17 protein-coding genes and 2 pseudogenes are annotated in these 19,242 nt (G+C 39.8%); 18 read left to right on the forward strand and 1 reads right to left on the reverse strand.

What is annotated here, in order from left to right:
* The first annotated feature begins 66 nt into the window (after nt 1–66).
* From ybeY to cls, 3 genes are all read left to right on the forward strand, one after another.
* A complete protein-coding gene (gene ybeY / locus EAF07_RS03765; RefSeq protein ID WP_121834956.1) occupies nt 67–564 on the forward strand; it encodes an rRNA maturation RNase YbeY in 498 nt (165 codons plus the stop codon).
* A complete protein-coding gene (locus EAF07_RS03770; RefSeq protein WP_121834957.1) occupies nt 545–946 on the forward strand; it encodes a diacylglycerol kinase family protein in 402 nt (133 codons plus the stop codon). Before ybeY ends, EAF07_RS03770 begins: the two co-directional genes overlap by 20 nt.
* 104 nt (nt 947–1,050) lie before the next feature.
* On the forward strand, nt 1,051–2,625 hold the full coding sequence (gene cls / locus EAF07_RS03775) for a cardiolipin synthase (RefSeq protein ID WP_121834958.1): 1,575 nt from the start codon (nt 1,051–1,053) through the stop codon (nt 2,623–2,625).
* 747 nt (nt 2,626–3,372) lie between these two features.
* On the opposite strand, the gene EAF07_RS03780 is transcribed toward cls, so the two are convergent.
* Complete coding sequence (locus EAF07_RS03780; RefSeq protein ID WP_121834959.1) at nt 3,373–3,924, reverse strand: hypothetical protein; 552 nt, start codon at nt 3,922–3,924, stop codon at nt 3,373–3,375.
* Nucleotides 3,925–4,170: 246 nt separating this feature from the next.
* Here EAF07_RS03780 and EAF07_RS03785 point away from each other — a divergent pair, with 246 nt between their 5' ends.
* From EAF07_RS03785 to EAF07_RS03855, 15 genes and pseudogenes are all read left to right on the forward strand, one after another.
* Nucleotides 4,171–4,545 (forward strand): OsmC family protein, encoded by a 375-nt coding sequence (locus EAF07_RS03785; protein ID WP_121834960.1) that lies wholly within the window; start codon nt 4,171–4,173, stop codon nt 4,543–4,545.
* Nucleotides 4,545–5,465, forward strand: a complete 921-nt coding sequence (locus EAF07_RS03790) for an AEC family transporter (protein WP_121834961.1) — start codon at nt 4,545–4,547, stop codon at nt 5,463–5,465. Before EAF07_RS03785 ends, EAF07_RS03790 begins: the two co-directional genes overlap by 1 nt.
* Before the next feature lie 398 nt (nt 5,466–5,863).
* The gene (locus tag EAF07_RS03795; protein ID WP_121834962.1) at nt 5,864–6,124 is read left to right on the forward strand and encodes a DUF2129 domain-containing protein; all 261 of its coding nucleotides are present in this window, start codon (nt 5,864–5,866) and stop codon (nt 6,122–6,124) included.
* A gap of 97 nt (nt 6,125–6,221) precedes the next feature.
* The gene (locus EAF07_RS03800) at nt 6,222–7,382 is read left to right on the forward strand and encodes an ABC transporter substrate-binding protein (RefSeq protein WP_121834963.1); all 1,161 of its coding nucleotides are present in this window, start codon (nt 6,222–6,224) and stop codon (nt 7,380–7,382) included.
* A 127-nt stretch (nt 7,383–7,509) separates the two neighbouring features.
* The gene (locus EAF07_RS03805; protein ID WP_121834964.1) at nt 7,510–8,379 is read left to right on the forward strand and encodes a branched-chain amino acid ABC transporter permease; all 870 of its coding nucleotides are present in this window, start codon (nt 7,510–7,512) and stop codon (nt 8,377–8,379) included.
* A 2-nt stretch (nt 8,380–8,381) separates the two neighbouring features.
* Complete coding sequence (locus EAF07_RS03810) at nt 8,382–9,332, forward strand: branched-chain amino acid ABC transporter permease (RefSeq protein ID WP_121834965.1); 951 nt, start codon at nt 8,382–8,384, stop codon at nt 9,330–9,332.
* 2 nt (nt 9,333–9,334) lie between these two features.
* Complete coding sequence (locus EAF07_RS03815; RefSeq protein ID WP_121834966.1) at nt 9,335–10,099, forward strand: ABC transporter ATP-binding protein; 765 nt, start codon at nt 9,335–9,337, stop codon at nt 10,097–10,099.
* The gene (locus tag EAF07_RS03820) at nt 10,099–10,809 is read left to right on the forward strand and encodes an ABC transporter ATP-binding protein (protein ID WP_121834967.1); all 711 of its coding nucleotides are present in this window, start codon (nt 10,099–10,101) and stop codon (nt 10,807–10,809) included. Before EAF07_RS03815 ends, EAF07_RS03820 begins: the two co-directional genes overlap by 1 nt.
* 599 nt (nt 10,810–11,408) lie before the next feature.
* A pseudogene (locus EAF07_RS03825) lies at nt 11,409–12,523 on the forward strand (ISAs1 family transposase).
* A 240-nt stretch (nt 12,524–12,763) separates the two neighbouring features.
* Nucleotides 12,764–13,615, forward strand: a complete 852-nt coding sequence (ylqF, locus tag EAF07_RS03830) for a ribosome biogenesis GTPase YlqF (protein ID WP_121834968.1) — start codon at nt 12,764–12,766, stop codon at nt 13,613–13,615.
* Nucleotides 13,602–14,369 (forward strand): ribonuclease HII, encoded by a 768-nt coding sequence (locus tag EAF07_RS03835; protein WP_121834969.1) that lies wholly within the window; start codon nt 13,602–13,604, stop codon nt 14,367–14,369. The genes ylqF and EAF07_RS03835 overlap by 14 nt, the downstream gene beginning before the upstream one ends.
* A 1-nt stretch (nt 14,370) precedes the next feature.
* Entirely contained in the window at nt 14,371–14,922 is a 552-nt protein-coding gene (locus EAF07_RS03840) for a sugar O-acetyltransferase (protein WP_121834970.1), read from the forward strand.
* 52 nt (nt 14,923–14,974) lie between these two features.
* Entirely contained in the window at nt 14,975–15,814 is an 840-nt protein-coding gene (gene dprA, locus EAF07_RS03845) for a DNA-processing protein DprA (RefSeq protein ID WP_121834971.1), read from the forward strand.
* 97 nt (nt 15,815–15,911) lie between these two features.
* On the forward strand, nt 15,912–18,035 hold the full coding sequence (gene topA / locus EAF07_RS03850; RefSeq protein WP_121834972.1) for a type I DNA topoisomerase: 2,124 nt from the start codon (nt 15,912–15,914) through the stop codon (nt 18,033–18,035).
* 212 nt (nt 18,036–18,247) lie between these two features.
* A pseudogene (locus tag EAF07_RS03855) lies at nt 18,248–18,816 on the forward strand (recombinase family protein); the annotation flags it as partial.
* Nucleotides 18,817–19,242: the final 426 nt, after the last annotated feature.

The raw sequence follows: 19,242 nt of genomic DNA on the forward strand, positions 1-19,242 counted from the left end.
TGTTATAATGTAAGAAATATTACAGGATAAGAGAGGCTAGCACAGTAATGTGTGCTAGGTGAATACATGTACGTAGAATTTGTGGATGAGACAGGTCAAGTCTCAGAGGATATCAAAAAACAAACCTTGGAACTATTGGATTTTGCTGCTGAAAAATTGGGGAAGCAAAATAAGGAAATGGCAGTTACCTTTGTCACGAACGAACGTAGTCATGAGCTTAATTTAGAATTTCGTGATACAGATCGTCCAACAGATGTGATTAGTTTGGAATATAAGCCAGAAGTTCCTATTATGTTTGATGAAGAAGATTTGGCAGATAATCCTGAACTGGCTGAGATGATGGATGAATTTGATGCTTACATCGGAGAGCTTTTTATTTCGATTGACAAGGCAAGAGAACAAGCTGAGGAGTACGGTCACTCATACGAGCGTGAGATGGGCTTTTTAGCAGTACACGGCTTCTTGCACATCAATGGCTATGATCACTACACGCCTGAGGAAGAGGCGGAAATGTTTGGCTTACAAGAGGAGATTCTGACGGCCTATGGACTTACGAGACACTAATCCACAAAAAAAGTGGAAAAACATGACTTTGGTTGCCAGTCTTGAATTTGCACTGACGGGCATCATAACGGCTTTTAAAGAGGAACGAAATCTTCGAAAGCATGCTGTTTCAGCCATTTTGGTAACCATAGCTGGCTTTCTTTTTCAAATTTCAGCGATCGAATGGCTATTTTTATTACTAGCAATCTTTTTAGTGATTACATTTGAAATTGTCAATTCGGCGATTGAAAACGTTGTTGATTTAGCAAGTAATTACCATTTTTCAATGCTGGCTAAGAATGCTAAGGATATGGCAGCAGGAGCGGTTTTAGTCATTTCTGCCTACGCTGTTTTAACTGGATTGATTATCTTTTTGCCCAAATTATGGGGAATAATTTTTTAGGTCATAAACTGTCCGGTAGTTTCAGTGAATGATTGATAGAACTTGAGGTGTCAACTTACTGATGCCTTATTTTTGTGGTATAATGAGAAAAAAGCTTGGAGATTATGATGAAGGAAGAAAAACGCCGTATTCGGCTTTTAAGAAAAGGTCAAAAAGGGTTTTGGCGTCTCGTTTTTAGTCGTGTTTGGATTATGGGATTTTTCATTATCTTGCAATTTTTATTGCTCCTGACCACGTTTCAATGGTTGGAAGATTATGAGACATTATTTCAATTGATTTCTTTTGTATTAGTCTTTGGTGCAGTGCTCTATCTTTTTAATAGCCAGATGGAAGCGACGGCCAAGATGACTTGGTTGCTTCTAATCATGCCTTTTCCAATTTTTGGTTCCGCTCTGCTTTTTTACAGTAAAGCAGATATCGGCTATCGTGGTCTAAAGCGGCGCATAAATGCCTTGGAGAAGGAAGGGCTTAGGTATTTAAAGCAAAAATCTGAAGTTGAAATGGAGTTGCGCGAAACGCACTCGACAACCTATAATCTGGTAAAATATTTTAGAAGAAGTGATGGATACTATCCTGTTTACAAAAATACTCAGATGACTTATTTTGCAACGGGTGAAGAGAAGTTTGAGGAGATGAAGCAGCAGCTTCTTAAGGCGAAAAAATTCATCTTTTTAGAATATTTCATTATCGCGGAAGGCAAGATGTGGGGGGAGATTCTGGCTATTTTGAGGCAGAAAGTCCAAGAGGGTGTGGAAGTTCGCGTCCTCTATGATGGGATGAACGAATTCTCGACCTTATCCTTTGATTATGCTGAGAGATTACGGAAACTTGGGATAAAGGCTAAGTCCTTTGCTCCGCTTTCCCCTTTTTTATCAACCTACTATAATTACCGTGATCATCGTAAAATTTTAGTGATTGATAATGAAGTGGCCTTTACAGGTGGCGTCAATTTAGCAGATGAGTACATCAATCATATTAATCGTTTTGGTCATTGGAAAGACACAGCAATTATGCTTCAAGGTGAGGCTGTTCAAACCTTTACTGTCCTCTTTATACAAATGTGGTCAACTTTGGAGCGAGAAGTGGATTACACCTCCTATCTTATTGAACCTACAGAGTCTTATGCTAGTGACGGGTTTATCATTCCTTTTGGGGATTCGCCTATGGATCAGGATAAAGTCGCTGAAAATGTTTACATTGATATTCTTAATCATGCGCGTGATTACGTCTATATTATGACACCGTATCTGATTTTAGATAGTGCGCTTGAACACGCTATTTGCTTTGCGGCAGAGCGTGGAGTAGATGTCCGTATCATTATGCCGGGTATTCCAGATAAGCCTATTCCTTACGCCCTTGCCAAGACCTACTATCAGCGATTGATGCTGTCAGGGGTTAAGATTTATGAGTATACGCCAGGGTTTATTCACGCAAAGGTTTTTCTTTCGGACAATAGCAAAGCTGTTGTGGGGACGATTAACTTAGATTACCGTAGTCTCTATCACCATTTCGAATGTGGTGTTTATATCTATCAATCTTCTGTTTTAGAAGAGATAATTGACGACTTTACAAATACGTTTAATCAAAGCCAACTGGTTACTTTAACAGAAGTTGAAAATCGTTCGCTTATGACAAAAATGACAGGAAGTTTGGCTCGAATGGTGGCACCTCTCTTGTAAAATACTTTTTGGTCTGTTATAATAATGACATGCGATGAGCCGAATTTGCTTTTAAAGCAATTTTGCGCAGGGGAAATCATAAACGCAGGAGCGGATTTTGATTAGATGATGTGAACCTTCTAATCACATTCTTTTAGGAGAATGCCCCCAAACGACCGTAAGGTCGTTTTTTTGTATTCAAAAGAGGTTGGGACATAAATATCTCAACCTTCTATTTTTAATGGTAATAACAGATTGACGCAGTGGTTGATTGGAGGTCTGCAACTGGACACTTCTTCATTTTCAAGTGTCCACCTAAAATAGTCCACTGGACTATTTTACTACCACGCAATCGTTAGCGGCCATCCTAATCAACTGTGCGGAGGTGGGACGACGAAGTCAATTTCTTCGAAATCATGACTTCTGTCCCACTCTCTCAGTTTATACTCATCCAAAATCAAAATTAGCAGTTTAGAATCTCTAATACTTTTGATGGACTACCGAACGAAGTGAGGCTAAAATGTTTCTTTCGCTATAGTGGATGATTAGGTTGGACGCTGTCGAGGCGTCGACAAGTACAGCCTAATCATCTACTGCGAAAAACAGGCTCAAATCTAGCAATGAAACTCCGTAGCAGGTTTTGGTGTTGACGTTGTCAACTCTATTTCCCACCTCAAAAGGTTTTCCAGACCTTTTGAGCGCCCCACACCACATTAGGAGAAGTGCTAACAAAAATACTAAATAAAAACTAATTGACTTTAGTTCTTATTATTGTGCTAAATCGATAACGTTGTTAGTGACTGTGAAGGATGATGTTTCGGTAATTGGTGCATCACCAAATGAAAGAAGAGAGTTTCCTTGTTTATCAAGAAGATGCCATTCGCCATTTTGGTGTGCAAAGATGGCAGTTAACTGGCTGTTGTCACTCGTTTCAGTAATGGGTAAAACGTAGGCAATATCAGTGTTTTCCAGTAAACTTTCTTTTTCAGATGAAAGATCAACGAGATAATATTGACCGTTTAAGCGACCGAGACCATAGCTATCATCTTCGGCAGTCTTAAAAGTTTCATATTTTTTCTCAAATTTTTCGGCATTGGCTAGCTTGAACATCTTGCCAAATAGTTCTTGTTTTTCTTCCTCTCGTTGGCTATTTTCTTCACTCATGGCTTCGCTGACGACCTTGGATTGAGAGACGAGTTCTTGTTGAGCCTCTTGTTTTTGCTGGTAATGGTTATAGCGAATAAGACCGCGTCCTAATAGTGCTATACCAGTGATAAGTCCGATACTTGTGTATCCCAAGCGACGTTTCTTTTTATCCATATTTTCTCCTTTATGCTATTATATAGTATATAATAATAGTGGTAGCTAGTTAACCTTTATTCATTGTGAAGTCCGTGAGTAATATCTGTCGTAGGAAACTCCTATGAGTATATTTATTCGAACGATTGGTGCGATAAAATCGCATATATGGAAAAATTCCAATAGGATAATGAAAAACAACTAGTACCCTAAGTATAATAACAATGCCAAATCAAGTCAAGAAAAAATCTGTAGAGGAGAGTTGCCATGTATCAAACAAAAATTACAGGAGACCGTCTTTACCATGCCTTATCATCTGGTTATGGTGAGCCAGTTGAAACCTTTGGGGTGATTGACGAGGGGGAAACGCCGATGAGTTTGTTGGTTATTGCCTTATCCTCCTGTGTGACCATGTGCGTGCAAGGTTACTATAAGAGGATGCATGGTTTAGAGCGTTTTAAGATGGAAACACTAGCTTCTTATGACGATGGCAAATTTGAGTTGAACATTCAGCTCCCAGCCCAGCTTTTATCCGAAACAGACCAAGAAGCTTTGAGAGACTATGCTAATCGTCACTGCCGTGTTAAGCAACTTTTAAGAGAAAACGTGACCGTTTCCATGACGTTTGAGGGAGTGGCGTAGTGGCAATTTCGTTTTTGGTTTTTGAAAAATTATTAGTTCTATTTCTTTTGACGGGAATGGGGTTGCTGTTTGCGCAACAAGGGATTTTTACCAAAGAGGTGACACTTCAACTGTCAAAACTGTTAACCAAGTTTGTGGCACCTAGCTTATTTGTCTCCTCTTTTATCGCAGCAGAATTTTCTTGGGAAAAGCTGAGCAATCTTGGACTTAGTGTTTTGGCAGCCTTTTTGATTTTGGGAACACGGCTTGTCCTTGTGCACTTTCTTTATCCAGCTGAGCGAAATATGGATAAGTACGCGATCAATTTTGCCAATGTTGGCTTTATGGGAACACCGTTGGCTCTAGCGGTAGGCGGTAAGGAGGCTGTTTTTTACATCTCAGCTTTTGTCATTGCAAACCAGTTGACCCAGTGGACGTATGGCATTTATTTGATTTCTGGGGATAAATCGGTCATCAATCTTCGTTCGCTTTTCATTAACCCTGCGACGATTGGAACTGTGATTGGGATTTTCTTTTTTATGTTACCCATGGCTTTACCTCAGGTTGTCACCAATGCAGTCGATTCATTTGCGACACTCAACACCCCTCTTTCAACCTTAGTTTTAGGGTCTTATTTTTATAAGGCAAGCCCTCGAAAAATTTTCCTTTACCCACCAGCTTATCAAACTGCCTTTTGGCGTTTGCTCGGGACGTCAGCACTTAGTATCTTACTGATTTGGCTTTTGCCAATAGCAGAGCAGGACGTGAGGTTGGCGCTCAGTATTGCTTCAACAGCCCCAGCAGCTATGAATACAGCCCTTCTAAGTCAAGTCTACGGTGGTGATTACGAGTATGGCTCACGCCTAGTACTTCTGACAACAACGCTCTCAATCGTGACCATTCCCCTAACAATGGGCTTGGCGGGTGTTTTGTATCTGTGATGAAAAAGGTCTACATAATCATTTTAAGTAAATGAACGTGTAGGTTTTCTTATTTTATTACGCAGGTAATTGGCTATGGATATATGACTTAGATTTTATCTAGTAAAATTTTTATTGGTGCTTATCCGACGTCTAGAGTAGGGGGGCAAAAGAACTGGGGAATCTTTTTAGGTAAGAAATAGTGCTGACAAAGTCAACGCCACACTCAGTTGTCTTACTTTTTTTGCTGTTTAAGAACATGAAATTATGGTAAAATAAATAGGCTATAATTGTTAATGCACATTAGAGACTAAAAATAATTTTGGCATGTCTTAAGAAACGGTAGTTGTAAAATTGTTGTTTTGATGCTAGAGTCAGCCATGCCAGTGTCTCATCTGATAAAATTGAAAGGAATAATCATGTTTGAAAAACAGGAACGCGTGAGTTTAGCGGTGTATCTTTATTACAATCGTGACGCTCGTAAATTAAATAAGTTTGGTGAAACATTTTACCATTCTAAAAAAATGCGTTATGTCTTACTTTATATCAATGCAGAAGACGTTAATGAGCTTACTCCAGTAATTGAAAAACAAAAATTTGTGAAGCGTGTCTTGCCATCTCATTTACACGAAATTGACCATAATTTTGTTGGAAACCTTTTCAGAACAGAAAAAGATTAAAAAGTGAAAAAAATTGGCTTTAAAACGTTGCAAATTTTCAGATAATTCAGTATACTTGTAAAGTATTAAATTTAAGAAAAGATTAAGGGGTCTACTCATGAAGAAAAAATTTACAGTCGGTATGCTTGCCTTTGCTAGTGCAGCCGTTCTTGCAGCCTGTGGTGCTGCGCCATCTGCATCTGGTTCTGCTGGGGCAGGTACTGAGGTTGGTGACACTTTGAAAATTGGATTTAACTTCGAATTGTCAGGTAATACCGCAGCTTACGGCTCAGCAGAAAAAAATGCGGCTGACCTTGCTGTTGAGGAATTAAAAGCAGCTGGTAAGAAATTAGAAGTTGTCTCACAAGATAACAAATCTGATAATGCTGAAGCAGCTACAGTAGCGACAAAATTAGCAACTGAAGAAAAAGTTAATGTGATGATTGGTCCTGCAACATCAGGTGCGACTGCAGCGGCAGTTCCAAACGCAACTTCTGCAGGTGTTCCATTGATTACACCATCAGGTACTCAAGATTCATTAACTGAAGGTGCAGGTGGCAAAGTCAATGAGTTTGTTTTCCGTACAACCTTTATTGATAGCTATCAAGGTGCTGTTTTGTCTAATTATGTGACAAACACGTTAAAAGCTAAGAAAGTTGTTCTTTACTATGACAATTCTTCGGACTATTCTAAAGGTATCGCAGATGTCTTTAAAGAAAATTACAAAGGCAACATTGTTATCGAAGAAATGTTTGCAGCTAAAGACACTGACTTCCAAGCAGCCCTTTCAAAGATTAAAGCAGCAGATTATGAAGTTATCGTTATGCCTGGATACTACGAAGAAGCTGGTTCAATCATCAAGCAAGCGCGTGAAATGGGCATTGATAAGACAATCGTAAGTTCAGATGGTTTTGCTGATAGCCGTATGATTGAATTGGCTGGTGCTGACAACGTTGACAACGTGTTCTACATCTCAGGTTTCTCTGCTAAATCTTCTGATAAAGCGGCAGCTTTTGCCAAAGCATACGAAGCAAAATATGGTGAAGCACCATCAATGTTTGCAGCCCTTGCTTATGATGCAGTTTACTTAGCCGTAGAAGCAGCTGAAGATGCTAAAACATCTAAGGATATCGCTGCAAATCTTGCAAAAGTTAAAGACTTCGAAGGTGTTACTGGTAAGATGACGATTGACGAAAAACATAACCCAGTGAAATCAGCAGTTATGATTGGTTTAACTGACGGTAAAGAAACATCTTCAACAGTTGTCGAAGCAAAATAAGAGACTATCATTCAAGGAGTGCCAAGTCTTGGTCTCCTAGCGAATGACAGTAATGTACTTAATATAAATCTGGGGAGCAGTTTGCCTTCCCAGATATTGTTATTTTTATAGAAAGATTGGTAAACATATGATCCAACAATTGGTCAATGGTTTAATTCTAGGAAGTGTCTATGCGCTTCTAGCCTTGGGTTACACCATGGTTTATGGGATTTTAAAGTTGATTAACTTTGCTCACGGTGACATTTATATGCTGGGTGCCTTTATCGGCTATTACCTCATTAATGTTTTTCACCTCAATTTCTTTGTCGCTCTGGTTGTGACAATGATGATGACAGCCTGCATCGGGATGCTGATTGAATTCTTAGCTTATCGTCCTTTACGTCATTCCACGAAAATTGCTGCGCTGATTACAGCGATTGGTGTGTCTTTCCTATTGGAATATGGGATGCAATACTTTGTTGGTAGTCAAAAACGTGCCTTTCCGCAGGTTATCGAAAAAGTTCGTTATGATCTGGGGCTCTTTACGATTGATAGTCATCAAATCATCATTTTAGTGACCTCACTAGCCTTGATGGTAGGTCTACAATTTATCGTTAAAAAGACCAAAATGGGTAAAGCGATGCGTGCCGTATCTGTTGATAGCGATGCAGCTCAGCTCATGGGAATTAATGTGAACACAACAATTAGTTTTACCTTTGCCATTGGTTCAGCACTTGCGGGTGCAGCTGGTGTCTTGATTGGACTTTATTATAATTCAATCGAACCTCTTATGGGGATGGCGCCTGGGATTAAGTCTTTCGTAGCAGCGGTACTTGGTGGTATTGGTATTATTCCTGGTGCGGCTCTAGGAGGCCTTGTTATCGGTATTTTAGAAACATTTACATATGTTTTTGACATTTCAACTTATAAGGATGCTGTTGTTTATATCATCTTGATACTAATTCTTTTGGTTCGTCCAGCAGGTATTCTTGGTAAAAATGTGAAAGAGAAGGTGTAAGCATGAAGAAAAATATAAAACCTATTCTAGCTTGGCTTGCTCTTGTTGTAGCCATTTATGGGATTTTATCTGTACTTGTTAGCAGTGGTTTGATCGGTCTTTACTACGTTCAGATTTTGATGGGGATTGGCATTTCCATGATTATGGCACTCGGAACGAACTTGGTTCTTGGGTTTTCTGGTCAATTTTCACTTGGTCAAGCAGGTTTCATGGCAATCGGTGCCTATGCGACAGCTATTTTAACAAAGACCATGCCAACTTATGCAGGATTTTACATTTCGATGTTGGTTGGTGCCCTTGTGGCAGCGGTCATTGCCTTGGTCGTTGGTCTGCCAACTCTTCGTTTGAAGGGGGACTATTTAGCCATTGCGACACTTGGTGTTGCCGAGATTATCCGTATTGCGATTGTTAACGGTGGTACTTGGACAAATGGCGCAGCAGGGATGTCAGGAATTCTTCGCTATACGACATGGCCGGTTGTTTTCATCTTCGTAGTATTATTGACTGTGTTGGTATTAAACTTTTTAAGAAGTCCAATTGGACGCAGTGTGATTTCTGTGCGTGAAGATGAGATTGCTGCGGAGTCAATGGGGGTTAACACCACTAAAATTAAAGTGATGGTCTTCATGATTGCAGCGATGATGTCAGCCATTGCAGGATCACTTTATGTCGGTTATATCGGAACAATCGTTCCAAAAGATTTTGCCTTGATGAAATCTATTGAATATCTGATTATTGCTGTTTTAGGTGGTATTGGTTCGATCACAGGTACTATTTTAGCTGCGGTTGTCCTAGGTATTCTCAATATGTACTTGGCATCTTTTGCGGATATTCGCATGATTATCTACTCACTAGCCTTGATTTTAGTGATGGTTTTCCGACCAGGTGGTTTACTTGGTACAAAGGAATTAATGCTATCAAAATTCTTTACAAAATCTAAGGAGGGCAAATAAGTATGGCACTTCTTGACGTTAAAAATTTAACCAAAAACTTTGGTGGTTTGACAGCTGTTGGTGATGTGACAATGGAACTTCACGAGGGAGAATTAGTTGGACTTATCGGTCCAAACGGTGCTGGTAAAACAACCCTTTTCAACCTTTTAACAGGTGTTTATGAGCCGTCTGAAGGAACGGTGACGCTTGACGGCACTCTTCTTAATGGTAAAACACCTTACAAAATTGCGTCGCTCGGCTTGTCTCGTACCTTCCAAAACATTCGTCTCTTTAAGAATATGACGGTTTTAGAAAATGTGTTGATCGGTTTTAATAACCACCACAGACCACACATCTTGGCGTCATTTCTACGCTTACCAAAATATTATGCACATGAGGAAGAGTTGAAAGAAAAGGCCTTAGCCCTTTTGAAAATCTTTAATTTGGAGCAGGATGCAGATACGCTTGCTAAAAATCTTCCTTACGGTCAACAACGTCGTTTGGAAATTGTGCGTGCGCTTGCAACTGAACCTAAAATCCTCTTCCTTGATGAACCAGCTGCTGGGATGAATCCACAAGAAACAGCTGAATTGACAGCTCTTATTCGTCAAATCAAAGAAGATTTTGGAATTACGATTATTCTGATTGAGCATGACATGAGCTTGGTTATGGAAGTCACAGAGCGCATCTATGTGTTAGAATACGGTCGCTTGATTGCTCACGGAACACCGGAAGAAATCAAAAATAATAAACGTGTTATTGAAGCGTATCTTGGAGGTGAGATTTAATGGCAATGTTAGAAGTAAAAAACCTCTCAGTTAGCTATGGTGCTATTGAAGCAGTCAAAAATGTCTCTTTTGAGGTTAATGAAGGAGAAGTTGTTACCTTAATCGGAGCAAACGGAGCTGGGAAAACCTCTATTCTTCGCACCATTTCAGGACTTGTCAAACCTAGTTCTGGAGAAATTCTTTATCTAGGGAATGATATCACAAAAGTTCCAGCACGAAAAATCGTCGCAGATGGTTTGGCACAAGTACCAGAAGGAAGACATGTTTTCGCAGGTTTGACAGTTATGGAAAACCTTGAAATGGGTGCCTTTTTGAAAAACAATAAGGATGAAAATGCCACCAACTTGAAAAAAGTTTTTGCAAGATTCCCTCGGTTAGAAGAGCGTAAAAATCAAGATGCAGCGACTCTTTCAGGTGGTGAGCAGCAGATGTTGGCAATGGGACGTGCGCTTATGAGCCAACCTAAATTACTCCTTTTGGACGAACCATCAATGGGGTTGGCGCCAATTTTCATCCAAGAAATTTTTGATATCATCCAAGATATTCAAAAACAAGGAACAACAGTTCTTCTGATTGAACAAAATGCCAATAAGGCTCTCTCAATTGCAGATCGTGGCTACGTACTCGAAACTGGAAAAGTTGTTCTTTCAGGAACAGGTAAAGAGCTCCTCGAATCAGACGAAGTCCGTAAGGCTTACTTGGGTGGGTAATGTGAAGCCCTCTTGGTTTAAATAGTCTTTGAAACACTCTCATCATTGGGAGTGTTTTTGTCATAGACATTTTATTTTTTATAGTAGATTTATACTCATCCAAAATCAAAATTAGCATTTTAGAACTTCTAATATTATTGATAGACTACCGAACGAAGTGAGGTTAAAACGTTTCTTTCGCTATAGTGGTATTCTTTTACTCTTGATAAGAACGGGCTTTTTGAGACCTAGGCTCAAAAAGTAGCAATGAAACTCCATAGAAGGTTTTGATGTTGACTTTGTCAACTCTATTTCCCACCTCAAAAGGTTCCCCGAACCTTTTGAGCGTCCGCACTTTTAAGAAAGAAACAAAAAAGTAATTTTTGGTGTTTGTTAAGTATTAAAATGGAATACGACAAAGTATAGAGTAGTTTACAAGACTATCGTTTATCAAAATGATTCATCGGTGTTCTAATTTTAATTCAAAACAAGGGTAGTTATCAATTTTTGAAGTTAGGAGATGGACCACGACAAACGCATGAAGAAAATATGGCTTACAGAAAAGACTTTCATGGATGAATTCAAAATCCTTCGCTATAATAAAAGTGGAGGATTTTGTTATGGAAGACCTTTTAAATTTCTTGGTTACTGTGAGAGATGATCGTGAGCCATGGAAAGTCAAACACTTATTGTCAGATATCGTTCTTCTCATCTTCTTTGCTCGCTTATCAGGCGCAGAACACTGGGATGAGATAGAGGAGTTTGGTATTGCCTATGAGAAATCCTTACGCACCGTTCTCAAATTAGAAAATGGCATTCCCTCTCATGACACTCTACAACGTGTTTTTGCGACCTTAGATTCACAAGTTCTTGTAGAACTCACACAGATATGGACTTCTCTTCTTGAAGCATGTGACTCATCAGCTAAAACCTTACCACAACTTTCAAAACGTTTAGTAGCCATTGACGGGAAGACTATCCGTGGTAATGCCAGTCAAACTCAAAAAGCCCTACATATTGTCTCAGCCTATGCGACAGATTTAGGGATTTCGTATGGTCAGGTAGCGACTGATGAAAAAAGCAATGAGATTACAGCGATTCCACGATTATTAGACATGATTTCAGTAAAAGGGTGCATATTAGTATTGACGCTATGGGCACACAAAAGGCTATTGCGGATAAGATTATCATGAAGAAAGCAGATTATTGTCTAGCAGTCAAAGAGAATCAAAAGAGCCTTCTAGAAGATATTCGTCCCTATTTTGAACTCTCTCAGAATTTTGACGATAGCTATGAAACGCTTGAGAAAGCGCACGGTCAGATTGAATTGAGACAGTATGAAGTCATTACTGATACAGAGTGGATACGTCAAGAGCATCCTGATTGGGGACATATCCAAAGCATTGGACGGGCGCGTATTCAGATAACAAAGAATGGTCAAGAGAGCGAAGAAACCCGCTACTTTATTTTAAGTTGTCAGGTTAGCGCTAAAGAGTTGTGTGATTATGTAAGGGGGCATTGGCAGATAGAGAGCATGCACTGGCTACTAGATGTTGTTTTTCGTGAAGATGCCAATAAGACTTTGAATAAACAACTCGCATTTAATTTAAATGTCATGGATAAATTCTGTTTAGCGGTATTAAAACAGTTAGATTTTGGAAAGAAGATGAGTCTGCGTCGTAAGAAATATGCCCTAAGTCTGTCCTTTGACAAGTATTTAAAACAATTGTTTTAGGGCAAAAAACTTTCAACACTTGCAAAATGGAAATAGAAGGTTTCATGCGTTTGTCGTGCGTTTTCATATGATGTGTTGTCAATTGTTAACCTCAAATGGTATAATAAGGGATGTTTGTTAGTAAAGATTAATAAAGGTAAAGAGAGAATTCAGGTTATCTCATATGATTGTTATCACAGGATAATCTGAGGAAGACGGAATTTGGAAGGTCTAATTCCCTGAGATGAAAGGATGATAACGATGGCTACTATTCAATGGTTTCCAGGGCACATGTCAAAAGCTCGGAGACAGGTTCAAGAAAACTTAAAGCACGTGGATTTCGTGACGATTTTGGTGGATGCAAGGCTTCCGCTATCCAGTCAAAATCCCATGTTGACAAAGATTGTAGGAGACAAACCTCGTCTGCTCATTTTGAACAAGGCTGATTTAGCTGACATGGCTTTGATTAAAGAATGGCAGAGCTACTATGAAAAACAAGGGATTAAGACCTTATTAATCAATTCTAAGGAGCAATCAACGGTCAAAAAAGTGACCAAGGCTGCTCAAGATTTGATGGCAGATAAGATTGCTAAGTTGCGTGAACGGGGCATTCAAAAAGAAACCCTACGCACCATGATTATCGGTATTCCAAATGCTGGAAAATCAACGCTAATGAACCGCTTAGCAGGGAAAAAAATTGCTGTTGTTGGCAATAAACCAGGGGTTACGAAGGGACAACAGTGGTTGAAATCGAATAAAGATTTGGAAATCTTAGACACACCTGGTATTTTGTGGCCAAAATTCGAAGACCAGTTAGTTGGGCTTAAATTAGCTTTAACAGGAGCTATCAAGGACCAATTATTGCCTATGGATGAAGTGACCATTTTTGGACTTAACTATTTCAAGGAAAATTACCCAGAGCGGTTGCAAGAGCGCTTTAAGGGAATTGACCTTGACGATGAAGCGCCTGAAATCATTATGTCAATGACACAAAAACTAGGTTTCCGAGACGATTATGACCGCTTCTACCAATTATTTGTCAAAGAAGTTCGTGATGGCAAGCTCGGTCTTTACACGCTAGATAAGGTCAGTGATTTAGATGGCAACGATTAAGGAAATTAAGGAAGCCCTCAAAGAGATAACACATCTTGAGGACAGTCGCTGGGAAGACTTTGCCAAGGATACCCGTTCAGGAGTGCAGACAGCGATTAAACAACGGCGCAAAGCTATTCAAGCACAGATTGATGAGGACTTGCGTTTGGAACATATGCTGCGCTACGAAAAGGACTGGTACGCCGAAGGTATTGAGCTCATCGCAGGTATTGATGAGGTGGGCAGAGGCCCCTTAGCTGGTCCGGTTGTCGCAGCAGCGGTTATTTTGCCGAAAGGTTGTAAAATCCAAGGATTAAATGACAGTAAGAAAATTCCAAAGAGTAAACATCGTGCCATTTATGATGCCGTCATGGCAGAGGCTTTAGCAGTCGGTATTGGAATAAAGGATAGTCAGGTCATTGATGAGGTCAATATCTATGAGGCGACCAAGTTAGCCATGATAGAGGCCCTTGAAAACCTATCAATCAAACCACAGGGACTGTTGATTGATGCCATGACTTTGGATGTTCATTTGCCGCAGCAGTCTATTATTAAAGGGGACGCCAATTCGTTATCAATCGCCGCAGCTTCTATTGTTGCAAAGGTGACGCGTGATGATATGATGGCAGATTATGATGAGAAGTTTCCTGGCTATGCCTTTGCTAAAAATGCTGGTTATGGCACAGCAGATCACTTAAAAGGACTGAAAACATTAGGGATTACCCCGATTCACCGTAAGACCTTTGAGCCGATTAAGAGTATGATTGGAGACTAGGATGACGGAACGTGACAAGATGCTAGCTGGGCAACTCTATGATGCAGGGGATGCAGAACTAGTTGCCATGCGCTTAAAAGCTAGAGAGAACATGCGCTTGTTTAATGGCGAAGACGACAGGGAGAAGCGCAAAGCGCTGGTCAAATCATGGTTTGGAGGAACAGGTGAAAACTTGCTGATTGAACCGCGATTTGTCTGTGACTATGGCAATAACATCTACCTTGGTGAGAATTTCTACGCTAACTTCAATCAGACCTTTTTGGACGTCTGTGAGATTAGGATTGGTGACAATGCCATGTTTGGTCCCAACTGTCAGCTCTTGACGCCCCTCCATCCCTTGGATGCCAAGGAACGTGTCTCAGGTCTAGAATATGGCGCACCGATTACCATTGGCGATAATGCCTGGTTAGGTGGTGGCGTGACCATCTTGCCTGGAGTGACTCTTGGTGATAACGTTGTTGTTGGTGCAGGAGCCGTTGTGACCAAGTCTTTTGGTGATAATGTGGTCATTGCTGGTAATCCCGCTAAAATTATTAAATACTTAGAAAGTTGAGTTGGTGCTCAACTTTTTTTGATTTTTGCGAATAATCAAGTGGAGGTAAGGCATGAACAATTTTGACCTATATAAACTACGAAAAGCTGGGTTAACCAATCTTAATATTTTAAATATCCTAGACTATCAAAAGCGTGTTGGAAAATCTCTATCTTTACGTGATATGGCAGTGGTTTCTCAATGTAAAAATCCTGTTCTATTTATCGAAACCTTTAAAAATCTTAACAGCAAGGAACTACGTGAAGAGTTCAACCGTTTTCCTAGTCTTTCTATATTGGATAAGGAGTACCCTCTGGAGCTGAGAAACATCTACAATCCCCCTGCTCTGCTATTTTACCAAGGAAACTTAGACCTTTTGAATAAGGAAAAATTAGGTGTCGTTGGTTCCAGGAAGTGCTCAGAAGTTGGTACTCAGTCCGTAGATAAGCTGATCAAGGAAATGGGGAACCGTTTTGTGATTGTCTCTGGTCTGGCGCGTGGGATTGACACTAGTGCTCATGTAGCTGCTTTGAAAAATGGCGGAGCGACGATTGCAGTTATCGGCTGTGGTTTGGATATCTACTATCCTAAGGAAAATAGTAAATTACAGGATTACATGGCTAGAAATCAGCTGGTGCTAACAGAATATGAGGTCGGTCAAGCACCAAAGAAATTCCATTTTCCAGAACGCAATCGGATTATAGCTGGCTTATCACGTGGGATTATCGTGGTGGAAGCAAAAATGCGTTCGGGAAGTTTGATTACTTGCGAACGAGCTATGGAAGAAGGACGTGATATTTTTGCGGTTCCAGGTAACATTTTGGATGGAAAATCAGATGACTGTCATCATTTAATTCAAGAAGGCGCAAAGTGCGTCACAACAGGTTTTGACATCATTTCTGAGTGTGTTTAGAAATTGACTTTTTCCTATAGGAGAAGTTTTCTATTGACAGGATTAAAAAACTAGGTTATCATGCTATAGATTTAGTAGAGAAAACAAAGGAAAATCTATGGCAACTGCAACAGTTAGTAAAACAAAGAAAGCAACAAAAAAGAAAGCTAGCAAGGCGACAAAAAAACTCGTTATCGTTGAGTCTCCAGCTAAAGCTAAAACGATTGAAAAGTATCTGGGGCGCAACTATAAGGTAGTCGCTTCTGTGGGGCATATTCGTGATTTGAAAAAATCATCTATGTCTATTGATTTTGACAATAATTATGAACCTGAGTATATCAATATCCGTGGTAAAGGAGACTTGATCAAGTCCTTGAAGAAGGAAGCCAAAGGCGCCAAGCAAGTTTACCTCGCGAGTGACCCGGACCGTGAGGGAGAAGCGATTTCTTGGCACTTAGCCCACATTTTGGACTTGGATTTGACAGATAAAAACCGCGTGGTTTTCAATGAAATCACAAAGGATGCGGTTAAAAATGCCTTTGTTGAACCTCGTCAAATTGATATGGATTTGGTCAATTCGCAACAAGGGCGTCGCGTTCTTGACCGTATCGTTGGTTACTCTATTTCACCTCTTCTGTGGAAAAAGGTTAAAAAAGGTTTGTCAGCAGGGCGCGTGCAGTCTGTTGCCCTAAAGCTCATCATTGACCGTGAAAATGAAATCAAGGTCTTCAAACCAGAAGAATACTGGACCATTGACGGTGCCTTTAAAAAGGGAACTAAGAAATTTGAAGCGTCCTTCTATGGAGTGAACGGTAAAAAGCTAAAATTAGCCAATAATGACGATGTTAAAGCGGTGCTATCACGCTTAAAAGGTGATGATTTCCTTGTTGATAAGGTGGAGAAGAAAGAGCGTCGCAGAAATGCTCCGCTTCCTTACACCACATCATCAATGCAACAAGACGCAACTAATAAAATTAATTTCCGTACCCGTAAAACCATGATGGTTGCGCAGCAATTGTACGAGGGAATTAATCTTGGTTCTGGTCAGCAGGGGCTTATTACCTACATGCGTACAGATTCAACTCGTATTAGCCCTATTGCTCAAGGTCAAGCGGCAGCGTACATCAGAGAACGTTTCGGTGATAAGTATTCGAAGCATGGCAACCGTGTGAAAAATAGTACGGGAGCTCAAGATGCCCATGAGGCTATTCGTCCGTCAAATGTCCATCAGACACCTGAAAGCATTGCCAAGTATTTGGACAAGGACCAACTCAAACTTTATACCTTGATTTGGAACCGTTTTGTGGCAAGTCAGATGACAGCTGCGGTCTTTGATACCATGAAAGTGGAACTGTCACAAAATGGTGTCGGTGTCATGTTTGTAGCTAATGGTAGTCAGGTCAAATTTGATGGTTACATGGCTGTTTATAATGATTCTGACAGAAATAAAATGCTTCCAGAAATGGCGGCAGGTGATACGGTTAAAAAAGTCTTAACAACACCAGAACAACATTTTACCCAACCACCAGCGCGTTACTCAGAGGCGACCCTTATCAAGACCCTGGAGGAAAATGGTGTGGGACGTCCATCAACTTATGCTCCAACACTTGATGTGATTCAGCGCCGTTACTATGTCAAATTAGCAGCTAAGCGCTTTGAACCAACGGAGCTTGGTGAAATTGTCAATTCTCTCATTATCAAGTTTTTCCCAGATATTGTGGATGTCAAGTTCACGGCAGAAATGGAAGGTAAACTTGATGAAGTTGAAATTGGTAAAGAAGAGTGGCAAAAAGTGATTGATGCCTTCTACCAACCTTTTGTTAAGGAATTGGAAAAAGCAGAGACCGAAATTGAAAAAATTCAGATTAAGGATGAACCTGCTGGCTTTGACTGTGACCTCTGTGGTCATCCAATGGTTATCAAGTTAGGGCGTTTTGGTAAGTTTTACGCTTGTAGCAACTTCCCAGACTGTCACAATACGAAGGCCATTACAAAAGAAATTGGTGTGACCTGTCCAACTTGTGATCAAGGTCAAATCATCGAACGTAAAACGAAGCGGAATCGTATTTTCTACGGCTGTGATCGTTATCCAGAGTGTGAATTTACTTCTTGGGATATGCCAGTTGGTCGCGCCTGTCCAAAATCGGGTCACTATTTAGTCGAAAAGAAAGTTCGTGGCGGTGGCAAACAAGTCACATGTAGCCATGAAGAATGCGACTACAAAGAAGAAAAAGTGAAATAAGCGATAGGAACTACTTCAATATGAGGTAGTTTTTTGTTTCAGTCACCATTTTTGATATAATACTCAAAAGGAGTTTTTTATGGCAATCAAAATGGTGGTGACTGAAATTGGAATAAGGAAATTGATACAATAAAACACAAATTAAGCCTTGGAATAAGCAGTTTCCAAGGCTTGATTTGTATACTTAAATGTGAAGAAGCAACTCAAGTAATAAGTTGAAAGAACTTGCTGTGGAGATATACCTTGAAAAAGAGAATATATGGGCACTTGACTCAAAGGGAGAATTATTGATTACAATCATGAGTTCGCTGGCCCAAGAAGAATCACGTTCCATTTCAGAGAACATCACATGGAGTAAGCGGAAAATGGCTACAGACGGACAGGTTCTTAGTTATTCGCATGTCTTAGACTTTAAAGAAGCAGAACAAGGTGGATTTGAAATTGATAAGGAAGAAACACGGATTGTCAGATACATCTTCGGATTGTTTTTAAAAGGAGAAAATCCGAACAGTATTGCAAAGCTATTAACAGATAGAGGTGTGCCAACACCAGCAGGTAAAAAGGTCTGGATCTACCAAACTAAAAAAGCATCTTAAGTAATGAGAAGTATAAAGGTGATGCCTTACTACAAAAGTCATATACAGTAGACTTCCTAACGAAAACAAGAAAAATAAACCAAGGTGAATTGCCACAATACTATATTGAAAACAACCATGAAGAGATTATTACTAAAGCCACATTTGATATGGTACAAGTAGAACTTAAAAGCGAAAGAAGTAGAACGGTTAGTCAGTCAGAATGCGAAAGTCGCACAAAACCAAAGTGCTTATCAGAAAAAAGTATGATGAACTGGTTGAAAACTACCACGAACTACAACAAGTATATAGTGATAAACAACTAGCCTTACACGAAAGGAAAGTCAAACTAAAAGAGTTGAACAGTTTTATAGACATCTTAAAACAACAAGAAAAGCTAGCCGTTAAATGCGATGAAAAAATATTTTTGAGTAAAAACTCACAAAACACCTAAAAATTTGGATTTTTGATATTTTCAAAACTTTTTCAATAAATGATTTTCAAAGCTAAATTCCCAAACTAACTTCCACCGTCTGTTAAAGTGGAAGTTAATCTGATAAAACCTCTAACAACCAGTGGAAATCCGTGTCAGGGTAAGTTCCACTGGTTTTTATAATGGTTGATTTTATTGC

This window comes from Streptococcus hillyeri, assembly GCF_003686955.1.
Classification (GTDB): domain Bacteria; phylum Bacillota; class Bacilli; order Lactobacillales; family Streptococcaceae; genus Streptococcus; species Streptococcus hillyeri.

Bases quoted from the DNA above. Each gene is read 5' to 3' on its own strand.
- EAF07_RS03780 (WP_121834959.1), bottom strand. From the start codon at position 3,924: ATGGATAAAAAGAAACGTCGCTTGGGATACACAAGTATCGGACTTATC.
- EAF07_RS03840 (WP_121834970.1), top strand. From the start codon at position 14,371: ATGACGGAACGTGACAAGATGCTAGCTGGGCAACTCTATGATGCAGGG.
- cls (WP_121834958.1), top strand. From the start codon at position 1,051: ATGATGAAGGAAGAAAAACGCCGTATTCGGCTTTTAAGAAAAGGTCAA.
- ybeY (WP_121834956.1), top strand. From the start codon at position 67: ATGTACGTAGAATTTGTGGATGAGACAGGTCAAGTCTCAGAGGATATC.
- ylqF (WP_121834968.1), top strand. From the start codon at position 12,764: ATGGCTACTATTCAATGGTTTCCAGGGCACATGTCAAAAGCTCGGAGA.
- EAF07_RS03795 (WP_121834962.1), top strand. From the start codon at position 5,864: ATGTTTGAAAAACAGGAACGCGTGAGTTTAGCGGTGTATCTTTATTAC.
- EAF07_RS03820 (WP_121834967.1), top strand. From the start codon at position 10,099: ATGGCAATGTTAGAAGTAAAAAACCTCTCAGTTAGCTATGGTGCTATT.
- EAF07_RS03810 (WP_121834965.1), top strand. From the start codon at position 8,382: ATGAAGAAAAATATAAAACCTATTCTAGCTTGGCTTGCTCTTGTTGTA.
- EAF07_RS03770 (WP_121834957.1), top strand. From the start codon at position 545: ATGGACTTACGAGACACTAATCCACAAAAAAAGTGGAAAAACATGACT.
- dprA (WP_121834971.1), top strand. From the start codon at position 14,975: ATGAACAATTTTGACCTATATAAACTACGAAAAGCTGGGTTAACCAAT.
- EAF07_RS03805 (WP_121834964.1), top strand. From the start codon at position 7,510: ATGATCCAACAATTGGTCAATGGTTTAATTCTAGGAAGTGTCTATGCG.
- EAF07_RS03815 (WP_121834966.1), top strand. From the start codon at position 9,335: ATGGCACTTCTTGACGTTAAAAATTTAACCAAAAACTTTGGTGGTTTG.
- EAF07_RS03800 (WP_121834963.1), top strand. From the start codon at position 6,222: ATGAAGAAAAAATTTACAGTCGGTATGCTTGCCTTTGCTAGTGCAGCC.
- EAF07_RS03835 (WP_121834969.1), top strand. From the start codon at position 13,602: ATGGCAACGATTAAGGAAATTAAGGAAGCCCTCAAAGAGATAACACAT.
- EAF07_RS03785 (WP_121834960.1), top strand. From the start codon at position 4,171: ATGTATCAAACAAAAATTACAGGAGACCGTCTTTACCATGCCTTATCA.
- topA (WP_121834972.1), top strand. From the start codon at position 15,912: ATGGCAACTGCAACAGTTAGTAAAACAAAGAAAGCAACAAAAAAGAAA.